The 10,407-nt window shown below is 34.8% G+C and carries 10 protein-coding genes; 4 read left to right on the top strand and 6 right to left on the bottom strand.

The genetic code is table 11. The features are described 5' to 3' along the window. Nucleotides 1-248: 248 nt before the first annotated feature. Both B806_RS0105250 and dcm read left to right on the top strand, forming a co-directional pair. Complete coding sequence (locus tag B806_RS0105250) at nucleotides 249-1,268, top strand: hypothetical protein (RefSeq protein ID WP_017402723.1); 1,020 nt, start codon at nucleotides 249-251, stop codon at nucleotides 1,266-1,268. Then, a complete protein-coding gene (gene dcm / locus B806_RS0105245) occupies nucleotides 1,261-2,538 on the top strand; it encodes a DNA (cytosine-5-)-methyltransferase (RefSeq protein ID WP_017402722.1) in 1,278 nt (425 codons plus the stop codon). Before B806_RS0105250 ends, dcm begins: the two co-directional genes overlap by 8 nt. A gap of 42 nt (nucleotides 2,539-2,580) precedes the next feature. On the opposite strand, the gene B806_RS0105240 is transcribed toward dcm, so the two are convergent. The 5 genes from B806_RS0105240 to B806_RS0105220 form a co-directional block, all read right to left on the bottom strand. After that, nucleotides 2,581-3,519 (bottom strand): hypothetical protein, encoded by a 939-nt coding sequence (locus tag B806_RS0105240; RefSeq protein ID WP_017402721.1) that lies wholly within the window; start codon nucleotides 3,517-3,519, stop codon nucleotides 2,581-2,583. A 163-nt stretch (nucleotides 3,520-3,682) separates the two neighbouring features. After that, entirely contained in the window at nucleotides 3,683-5,425 is a 1,743-nt protein-coding gene (locus B806_RS0105235) for a type IV secretory system conjugative DNA transfer family protein (protein WP_017402720.1), read from the bottom strand. After that, nucleotides 5,422-5,652, bottom strand: coding sequence for a hypothetical protein (locus B806_RS0105230; protein WP_017402719.1), 231 nt, complete (start codon nucleotides 5,650-5,652; stop codon nucleotides 5,422-5,424). The genes B806_RS0105235 and B806_RS0105230 overlap by 4 nt, the downstream gene beginning before the upstream one ends. Further along, nucleotides 5,652-6,545: an integrase domain-containing protein gene (locus B806_RS0105225; RefSeq protein WP_017402718.1), complete on the bottom strand. Its 894-nt coding sequence runs from the start codon at nucleotides 6,543-6,545 to the stop codon at nucleotides 5,652-5,654. Before B806_RS0105225 ends, B806_RS0105230 begins: the two co-directional genes overlap by 1 nt. Continuing rightward, on the bottom strand, nucleotides 6,542-6,898 hold the full coding sequence (locus tag B806_RS0105220) for a hypothetical protein (RefSeq protein WP_017402717.1): 357 nt from the start codon (nucleotides 6,896-6,898) through the stop codon (nucleotides 6,542-6,544). Before B806_RS0105220 ends, B806_RS0105225 begins: the two co-directional genes overlap by 4 nt. Nucleotides 6,899-7,961: 1,063 nt before the next feature. Between B806_RS0105220 and repM the strand changes: the two genes are divergently transcribed. Next, the gene (repM, locus tag B806_RS0105215; protein WP_025466671.1) at nucleotides 7,962-8,861 is read left to right on the top strand and encodes a replication initiation protein RepM; all 900 of its coding nucleotides are present in this window, start codon (nucleotides 7,962-7,964) and stop codon (nucleotides 8,859-8,861) included. 77 nt (nucleotides 8,862-8,938) lie between these two features. Beyond that, on the top strand, nucleotides 8,939-9,556 hold the full coding sequence (locus B806_RS0105210; RefSeq protein ID WP_025466670.1) for a plasmid replication DNA-binding protein: 618 nt from the start codon (nucleotides 8,939-8,941) through the stop codon (nucleotides 9,554-9,556). Nucleotides 9,557-9,757: 201 nt separating this feature from the next. Here the strand turns inward: B806_RS0105210 and B806_RS0105205 are convergent, their stop codons facing one another. Beyond that, nucleotides 9,758-10,111, bottom strand: a complete 354-nt coding sequence (locus B806_RS0105205; protein WP_017402714.1) for a YnfA family protein — start codon at nucleotides 10,109-10,111, stop codon at nucleotides 9,758-9,760. Between the last annotated feature and the right edge of the window lie 296 nt (nucleotides 10,112-10,407).

Raw genomic sequence — 10,407 nt, 5'->3', positions numbered from 1 at the left:
GGATTTTTATTAAGCAAATCTGTAACTTTTAGCCAATAAAATTGATCAAAAAACATTCATTTTGGCATTTTTTCCTGATTTCTCAAGGGCCTCAATTCAGGAATAATCCCCAATTTCTGCGGATAAACCTTGGGGTAAGCTTTAAGCAATTATGTACACTCAGGTTGACATGAATTAGGTTAAAGCCATTTTTCTCTTAATTTCGTTATAATTATGCATAGAACATTATTTTTACTAGAATTTTATTTATGTTAAACAAAGATATCCATCAACTTGAAAAAACTGCAATCAAATGGTGGCCTATAGAAATACAAGAGTTAGCACAACAGATTAGTATTATTCCTAAATTATTAGCTACACATGATCGCTTTATAAGCATTCTTAAATTATCTGATCCTAATGAGCCAAAATCAATTTTCGATGTGATTAGAGCATCGAATTTTCCAGCTAATGTTTTCGTTAAACACTTATCAATCTTGACAGACTTCGGTGGAGAATTATTAAAAAGATTATCCAATACATACGAAGACATTTTTTTTAGAAACGACAATGGAAAGCTCTATTTCAAGTACGAATTAAATGGTCTGGAAAAAATTTATTTATTTAAAAATCAAACATTCAAAGGCCTTAGCAACAATAAGCTTAAAATTGATGGTGACTCTTTTTCAAAAGATCATGCTCTAAATGATCTGTATGAAGACATCATCATGATTTTTATCTATGGTGCTTTTTCAGGTAATGATGTTTTTTTAGAATGCGATATAGCTGGAAAAATGAGTAACGCAGATGCCTTAGATTCTTATCTAAAACAACGCTATATATTTGTCAGTAAAATCACCAGTGGCGCAAAATCGAATTCAAATGGTCAACTTTTACAAAAACTTATTCAAAAACAATTACAGGAAAAGTTAGGTAATGATTTTGATGTAAAAAGTAATGGAAAAATTGCTTTAAAAGACCAAGAAGAAAAATACTTAAATTTTGACATAGTCGTAAATAAAAAAGGCATAGACTCTGCAATAGGTATTGAAATCTCGTTTCAGGTAACAACGAATAGCGTTATTGAGCGAAAAGCTGTATCAGCTCAAAGGCGGCTAAATATGATGCATTCAGAAGGTCATCATGTGGGATATATCATCGATGGAGCAGGTAATTTTGAACGTAGAAGTGCCATTGGTATAATATGTAGCTATAGCGATTGTACTGTGAACTGTAGTCAATCTGACCTACTCCAACTTTCCTCGTGGATTCGAAATACACTTGTTTAATTTTATTGATTTATTTTGCGGTACTGGCGGTCTTCGTTTAGGCCTAGAGCAAGCATTGGCTGAATTTGGCATTCAATCCAAATGTATTATGAGTGCTGAAACAGATAAAAAAGCCTGTGAGAGCTATAGACTCAACTTTAATGAAGACCCTTATCGCGATGTAAAGTCTGTATCAAACCTTCCTTACTTCGATATGTTGTTGGCTGGTTTTCCATGCCAAGCTTTCTCTTATGCAGGGAAACAAAAGGGATTTGAGGATACTAGAGGGACTCTATTTTTTGAGGTTGCTAGGATTCTGAAAGAATCTAAACCTAAATTTTTCCTTCTTGAGAATGTAAGAGGCTTAGTCACACACGACAAAGGGAAAACTTTCGAGACAATAAAGCAAACCCTTGATGATTTGGGCTACGGCATCAATTATGTATTGTTGAATAGTAGTCATTTCGGCGTACCACAAAACCGCGTCCGCATTTACATTGTTGGAATATTAGATCAAAAGGTGAGCCTGACCTTATCATCAGATAGTGGATCTAGTGATTCTCATAAATTTAAAGATGATATACAAACGGATCTTTTTTCCTCAAACAACCACATCACATTAATAAAAGACATCCTTGAAGATAATGTTGATGCAAAGTATCTATGCTCCAAAGACTTTACCCATAAAATTTCCAAGGCCTTACATGGTGATTTAAACAAAATCCATGGCTATAGATTAACTGACTATAGAGGGGGAAATGCAATACATTCATGGGAGCTAGACCTAAAAGGTAAGTGTAGTGAAGATGAAATAGACTTTATGAATTCGTTGATTTCGAATAGAAGAAAAAAGATTTTCGGTACCCATAAAGATGGTAAGTCATTAACTAAAGATCAGATTTTGACTTTTTATAATGCTGAGAAATTCGAACAAGTGACGAATTCTTTAATAAAAAAGGGTTATCTACAAATTACCACTGAAGGGTATAAGCCTGTGTGTGGAAATATGTCTTTTGAAGTTTTTAAATTTTTAGACCCTAATAGTATTAGCATTACTCTAACAGCCTCTGATAGCAACCGTTTAGGGATTTATCATCAGGGTTCGTTAAGAAGAATAACGCCTCGAGAATGTGCAAGAATACAGGGCTATCCCGACACGTATCAATTAATTAATGATCAGGCAGTTTATAAGCAAATGGGCAATGGCGTTTCTGTTCCCGTAGTAAAAAATGTAATTTTTGATTTCTTTAATTCTAATCATATTTTTGAACCTAAAAAACTAACAGCTTAAAAGAGAGGGGAAAATCTCCCCCTTGTTAGTTTCTCTTAAAAATTAAGATAGTAATTGCACCCAAACATCATCACCTTTCTCTTGTGCAAAAACTTTATATTTCAATGCTATATCTACTAATATGTCAGATATATTAGAAAAAAAATCTAAATCATAATTCTGTTCATCAAAGCTATGCTCTATATCCATCAAGACATTGGCTAATCTATCAAAATATTCACAGAACCATGATTTAGTGATTACATCCTTGTACAAGTCTGTATCGGTATAATCGATTTCGAAACCAATACACGTTCCCAAATAATAGGATGAATATTTAAGTAGACTATGTATCTCAGAATAAACTCTAGTAAGTAATATTCCCCAATCAGACCTATCGATTTTCGCTTGAGCAACATTTTCTTCAAAAGAGTGTAAAGTGTTCTTTAGAATACTTTCATAGTTTTCAGTAGGATCTTCTCCAAACGTTGCACACAGAGAACAAACTCTATATTCGTCCCAGCAGGATAATATCGTTTTCCACTTCAATTCTTGGTGCATATTTTGGGGAGTTACTGTAGTTAATAACTCTGAATAATTTGTATAAAGTTCAGTGCCCACATAAACATGTATAAATTCATGAGCAATCGTGTGAAGAGCTCCATCTATAAGGCTTTCATCATTATCGTAATATTTTTTTATTAATCCACAGATTCCAACGCCACTAAAAAAAATTCTAAACCTTAAATCAGTCGGATTAGATACCACTGTCATCCCAGCACCAACAGCGGTTGAGTCATTGGTTCTGTTTAATCCCTTTCGAAACTCTGATAAAAGCGAAATATAATCATCATCAGAATAACCAACACTGATTAATTCTAATCGACTTATATCAATTAATTTATTCAATTGATTAAAGCATGACAAAAGGGAATCTCCGACAGATCTTGCTAAGTTTTCATCATTAAATCCTTTTAGTGAAACTGAGAGCTGTTTTTCCATAGTTTTCCGTGTTTAGACTTTATTAACCACAATATATTGTGGTTTTTGGTAAATAAAAAGCCTAAAACGACACTAGATGTCGCTTAGATGAAACTCGTTCACTTAACATAAAATCTCTTCTACGAAATGCAACCGTTAGAGCCTATCAGACAAAGAAAAACGGCTATATAGCCGTTTTTTCATAGTTCATGTAATCAGTCGGACTGGCTTTTTTAATCCGTATCGGCATATCAAACAACTCCCAATACTTCGGCATGTTCAAAGTGCCAAACGTCCCTTTATACATAACAACAGCAGTGTGTTCAGGTAATTGAATCAGCTCCTCAGGCTCAATAATGTCTAGAAGCCCGAAACTTTGTGAATCGCCCGATGACGTGTTGTGAGTCTGAATATCATGATTACTCACACCTTGCCCTTTTTTCTTGTCATAGCTGAAATAAGTCGCTTCTGTTTTCCCGATCAACTGAATAAATTCCTTAGCAGTAGCAATATCATCAATTCTGAACAAAACCTTGTAATTGCTCGAACCTAAGAATAACCTGTCCGCATTTGCACCATACAAGCGATTTAAGCCCTCAAAACTTTGCAAATATAGGAACGTAGGCATATTTGCAGAACGGATCGTATTGAGCAAATCAGTGAACTTTGGAATGGGTGCACAATTGATAATTTCATCAAGTGCGAGAAACACCGCGCCACGGTCTTGATTCGCTTGCAAAATACGCATGATATGCGCCACTGTTGCACCGAAGAGGGTAGCCGTTGAACTCTTATACTGTTGATCAAACTGCAAGAAAACCGCTTGTTTAGGTTGCATCAAAACGTCTTTTAAATAAAAGCCCTCTGCATTGTCTGAAATTGATTTTCTAATACGTTCATCATCAAGAAAATCAAAGGCCTTAGACACTGCGGTCATGATCGATGCAAACAAATTATCGCCTTTTGCTATACGCGTAATCTCTTTCGCAATGTTCGACACAGTTTCATTATCAGACTGTCGCAAAGTCTTTAACAGCTCTGCATTATCGTCCATTGAATTAATAAAACGTTGCGCATTCGGCAAGGAGGCTTGAGGTCCCAATTCAATGAGGACCGCTTTTAAAAGCCGTCTGGCATTATCATTAAAGACTTTTGCATCTGCTGAATCCGTATCAGGAATAATGATATTAAGCACTTCATTAAATTCTGCTGAATCATGCACTTCTGAAAATAAATTGTAATGATCCGCATTGATATCGGTTGGATTAAAAACCCAATCTTTATATCCAAACTTCTCGAAAATATTGTTATATTTCAAAATGGCCCAGATTTCAGGCTTAATATCTGTTGCAACAAAACTTTGTCCCGACTCCATCCAGTCAATCAATTGCAGGACTAAATAAGCTGTTTTACCTGCACCGGGTACACCTGCAACAATCCCACGATCTTCATTCGTGACTCTTAGTGCTTTTCTGACAGGTTCTTTAAACTGATCATCCAAAATATAAGAAATTAAAGGTGTTCCCACATCCTCAGTTAGTTCAACTTCATTTAAAAGCGTTCCAAGCCCTTCAGCGGACTGCTTTTTTTCAATCGTTTTTCGCTCATACTCAATATTTTTGGGAGCAATAAATTGAGCACCAAAAAAGAAAGCAAGAAAAAATAATATAGCGGCAATACCAGAAATTATAAAAAATTCAGAGTCTTGAAGAGTAAATTTGACTCTTAAGAAATATGAAAAACCAGCAAATAAAATTATTAATGGAATTAATGAGTACTTAGCAGCCGTTCTTTTAACATCCTCTAAATGATCTTGTTTTACCTTTCCAATCATTTCAGAAATAATAAAATTCGTCACAAAATATGCCGCAGCGAAAAGACCTATACCAACGAAAAAGAGTAAAATCAGCAAAATTTTAAATGTCATTTAGATTCCTGCCTTCCTTCGCAAACCTCTAAAAACTGGGGTTCAGAAACAGGGCTTTTCAGCCAAGAACAACGTACTGTATAAAAATAAGATGACTCTAAACTTTTGAATTTAATTAATGTTTGACTTGTTTTTAGTTCAGATTTTTCATTCCAAATTAATAATTTACAATTCACGCAGCGACCACATAGTGGAAGTTTTTCGCGAATATCTGATGCGACACCCATTATTTTTTGCTCCAACTTCCGAGATAAACAGATGTAATATTTATGCGTGAATGCCCGAGCTCTTCACTGATTTGCAGACGTACAACCGCGTCTTTTTCCTTTTCTTCTGCCGTTAGCTCTCTAACACCACCAACAGCGGGGCATTGAAATCCCATGAGCTCAAAATAGCGGTCTTGCGCGTAGCCATGGCGCAAGCCGTGCGTTTGGCCAACCCCGAGTGCGCTCGTGACTTTTTCAAAAAAAGACATATGAGAAACATACGACTTTTCTTTCGGAATCAAAGATCCCCCATTTTCAACCGCTCGCGCGTATGCGTTTCTGAGCTCATTGCGCTGTTTTTCATTCGTTATCGGGATTGTGCGTGGTCTACCACCTTTTGCCCAACTGCCTTTGATTCGGATGTATTTAGCACTATCAATTTTTTGACCGTCGAGGGCAAAAACAGGCTGAAACTTCATGCTTTCTTCGCGTCTGAGACCGAAAGCGTCTTGTAAACGTAAAGACTGTGCAATATTTTGATCAATTTGTGATAAATCGAGCTCTTTCAACGATACAGATTTATTTTCATTCGTGACGTAAACACGCTTTTCGAGTTTATAAGTATTGTTATCTTTAATTGCGCCCGGATTTCCAACTTTTTCAGCCCAAAATCGAAGCACAGACATACGATTTTTTATAGTACCTGCGCTCAATCCTTCTCTACGCCAAAATTCTATTAACCTATTAATATGTTTGCCTTTTATATCAGTTGCACGCATCGTATAAGTATTAAAGCCAATGGATGCAAGCTGATCGCTGAACAAATGCAGCATCGCACGACGGTTAGCTTGGGTCGCATGCGACCCAGTACGAAATTTTTTGCAAAGCTCATCTAGCTCATTTTTCAACGTCATTGATTGTTGACTTTATAAAATTCAGAGACAAATGATTCATTTGATTTTTTATAATTCTTTGAGTTATTAAGAGTGAATCGCGTACTTACATAATCCTTTCTACCATCCATTTTTTTTGTGTAAGTAAAATAAATTACATCTGATGAATCAATTGAAATCGGACTGATTACAGTTTGTGCATTTTCAATATCAAAGTATGAATTTTCATCAGAAAATCTACAATTTTTTGCTTCAAATGTATGCGTAAATCCAGAAACTCGAATAAAGACAATTCCATCTTTAATACGCAATGAATCAAGAATTTGAATGAAATTTGATTTCTTCGTTTTTCCAAAAAATTTAGAAATTAACATATAGAGATCCGCTTTTAAGCTTAGTGTTAAGTTAGTGTTTTATCCGCATTTGCTAAAAAACAGTGCTGAAAAAAACAGAAAATAGTTATAAAAAATCGAAACTCTTTAGAACTAACATATTGAATACTTTATAAAAAAACAATTTCAGCATATATAGATGTGAATCGTTAGAAAGTAGTTGATCTCCTTTAAAAATTTTATGTTTAAGCTGAAAAATTTAAAAAAGTCAGCGAAGAAAAGTTATGAAAAAACAAAAGAAAGTTTGATTAATATATCATCTATTTTTTTCTGTCACGTGGCAAAAACTTACAATATTACTATTTAAGTTATATATAGCTTCATTTTCCTCAAGCGTCACTACTTATATGTAGTGACGCTTGGGAAAAGTTCGACAGTTCACGCGTATCAAAAAAACAATGAAGTCGCCACCCTTCGGGCTGGCTCTGCTACTCCCGAAAAAATTGAAAATGGGAGCTTGTAAACAGATGGAATATGTCTTGGGATTTTGATTTTTCTTAGTCGCTCACACTCCGTTCGCTTTGTTCTTCTCAAGTTCAAGCGAATTTTACAAAGTGAGTGTCTACGAACGACATTACCAAAATTCGCGTTTCGACTCTCTGAAAAACAGCTTTTTAGGCTGTGAAGCCTAAATAAGCGTAAATCACATGCTGAAAATTGAGCCTAGATCGAGCGTAGCGAGTAAAAAAGCTTTATGAGCGAAGCGAATTCCGAGTTGCTTTTGCTTTTTTTCAATTCACAAAGTTATTAGCTAAAAAATTGCCCCTCGAATCGAGCGAAAGCGAGATTCAATAGAGTTTGAGCGTAGCGAAAACCAAGGGCAATTTTTAATAAGCCCTTTTTAATTATATTTTAAATCTTTTAAATCTTTTAGGCAGGCTGAAAGCCTTTAAAGACAAGGCTTTCATCTCTTAAATATGAGGGATTGACTACTAACTATGAGGGATTGACTACTAACTATGAGGGATTGACTACTTAAATATGAGGGATTGACTACTAACTATGAGAGAATTATAGTGCTCATAGTTAGGTTTTTGAAATAAAAGTGATGAGTCCATCTAAAAAAGAACTAGTAGTTAAATCAAATCAAGTTATTGAGGCTTCATATCAACTCAGCTCAACAGAACAGCGTATTGTGTTAGCGGCTATTAGTAAAATTAGTCGGGCTGAAGACATCACAGATGATGAAATTTATCGCGTAACTATTGATGACTTAAAAAAACTTGGGGTTCATGAAAAAACAGCCTATAGAGATCTAAAAGATGGTGTAAACCGCTTATATGACAGATCAATTAATTTAGCTATTGATGATGAATCAATCAAAATGAGATGGATTCAATCCATACGATTTTTAGAAAGTAAAAGCGTTGTAGGAATTAGGTTTTCTAAAGAAATTTTGCCTTTCATTTCTAATCTAAGTCGTGAATTCACTAAGTATTCATTATCTGACATTGCTGGTATGAGTAGCGCCTATGCTATTCGTATTTATGAGTTATTAAGCCAATACCGTTCAATAGGAAAACGGGAGATTTCCATCGAATCTCTAAGAGGTATGTTGGAGTTAGGAAAAAGATATCCATTATCTGCTGATTTAAAAAGATGGGTTATTGATACAGCTGTAGATCAAATCAATGAACATAGCCCTTTAAATGTATCTTACGAGCAAATAAAGACAGGCCGAAAAGTCACACACATTCAATTCACGTTTAAAGAAAAATCAAAAAGTATTGAGCATAAATCTGAACAGAATAATTTTTATAAATTGACAGATTCACAAATTAATATGTTTGGTAATCAGCTTTCACGCTTACATGAAGTATCTCACCTAGCACAACAAGGTGAAAGTTATGACGACTTAGCTATCAGAATTAAAGATATGCTGCGAGATCCAATGCAACAAAAACAACTTATTCCTCATCTTAAAAATTTAGGCTTTAAGGCATAAAAGATCGACTGTGTATGTAGCGGTTGACTGTTTGTTGATGTATCTTGGTTCACATAATAGACAACCAGAATTACAAGATGAAATCACTATCTGTTATTGAGCTTTCAAACCTGTATGGAATGACTCGTCAAGCCATTTATAAGCAAGTTAATAAAGGTAATTTAAGTAAGAATAGTGATGGTAAAATTGATCTTTCCGAAGCTATTCGAGTTTTTGGTGAACCGTCTAGAAATGTGAACAGTTCACAGACAACCGAAACACGAAAGTTGTCAGAAGTTCACCTTCTAGAACAGCAGGTTTATATGCTTCAAAAACAGCTTGAACAGGCGCATGAGCGTGAGCAGTTTCAACGTGATGAATTAAAAGCCAAGAATGATCAATTACACGTTAAGGATGAACAAATTGAAGCGATACAACGATTATTAGAAGCTCCAAGAGCCTATACAACTAGGTCTATTGATCCAAAATCAGATACAGCAACAGACACTAGCTCAAAAAGTGAGTCGAACTATGATGGATTGACTACTCAACAAAAAGAAGCTCCTGTACAAACTGAGATCCAAACTCAGCCGAAAGATGACGGATTGACTACTCCGAAGCAGCCGGAAAATAAGCGGATTCCAGTACCGGAGTACATTGAACAGGAACCGGAAAAAAGAGGCTTTTGGAGCCGTTTTTTTAGACCCTATGATTAACCACGATTGTTTAACTGATATGAACAAAGTCGTGAAACATTACTTAAATAATAGGCGTGGAACGTGAAAAATCATAAAAAAAAGCCCACCTTGGGGGAGGTTGGGCAAAAAAGAAACTACAGCGTTGAATCATAAGGATAATTATAACGCATTTCGTATAAGGTGTATTATGTTAATTTTAGGAATTCTAAAAATAGGAAACTATCGAATTAGCCCTTGTGGTTGTAGAATAATCGTTAATGCTCCTATAGCTACAATTAGTCCACCAAGCAAATCAAATTTAGTTAAAGCTACACCATCTACAAATTTCAACCATAGCAGTGCAGACATAATGTAGATACCACCATAAGCAGCATAAATACGTCCTGAAGCAGCAGGGTGTAAAGTTAATAACCAAACAAATGCTGCTAATGCTAAAGCTGTTGGAATCCATAACCATTGGGATTTATTTTGATTCAAAATTAGATAAGGAAAATAACAACCTAATATTTCCATTAAAGCTGTGACAAAGAATAGGAATACCGTACTAAAAACTTTGCTGTAAGCGAATTCCATAAAAATTCCAACAATTAAAATTAATCAAGGAATATACCTCTAATTCTTTAAAAATATATATTTTTTCCTCGTTTAATATGATATCGATTATGTGAAACTTCAAAAAAATAGCTCCTGATTAAGGAGCTATTTAACATAATAGAGCTTATACGAAACGCATCTAAAAATAGTTTTATATTTCAAAAAGTTATGCTATAAAAAATTGGGGCGCAAAACCTAAAAAGCCGACTTGGAAACAAGTCGGATTTTTATTAAGCAAATCTGTAACTTTTAGCCAATAAAATTGATCAAAAAAC

The organism is Acinetobacter sp. TG2027 (assembly GCF_000302435.1).
Lineage (GTDB): Bacteria > Pseudomonadota > Gammaproteobacteria > Pseudomonadales > Moraxellaceae > Acinetobacter > Acinetobacter pittii.
The sequence above is the reverse complement of the archived record's forward strand: the minus strand, read 5'-3'. Positions and strand labels throughout refer to the sequence as shown.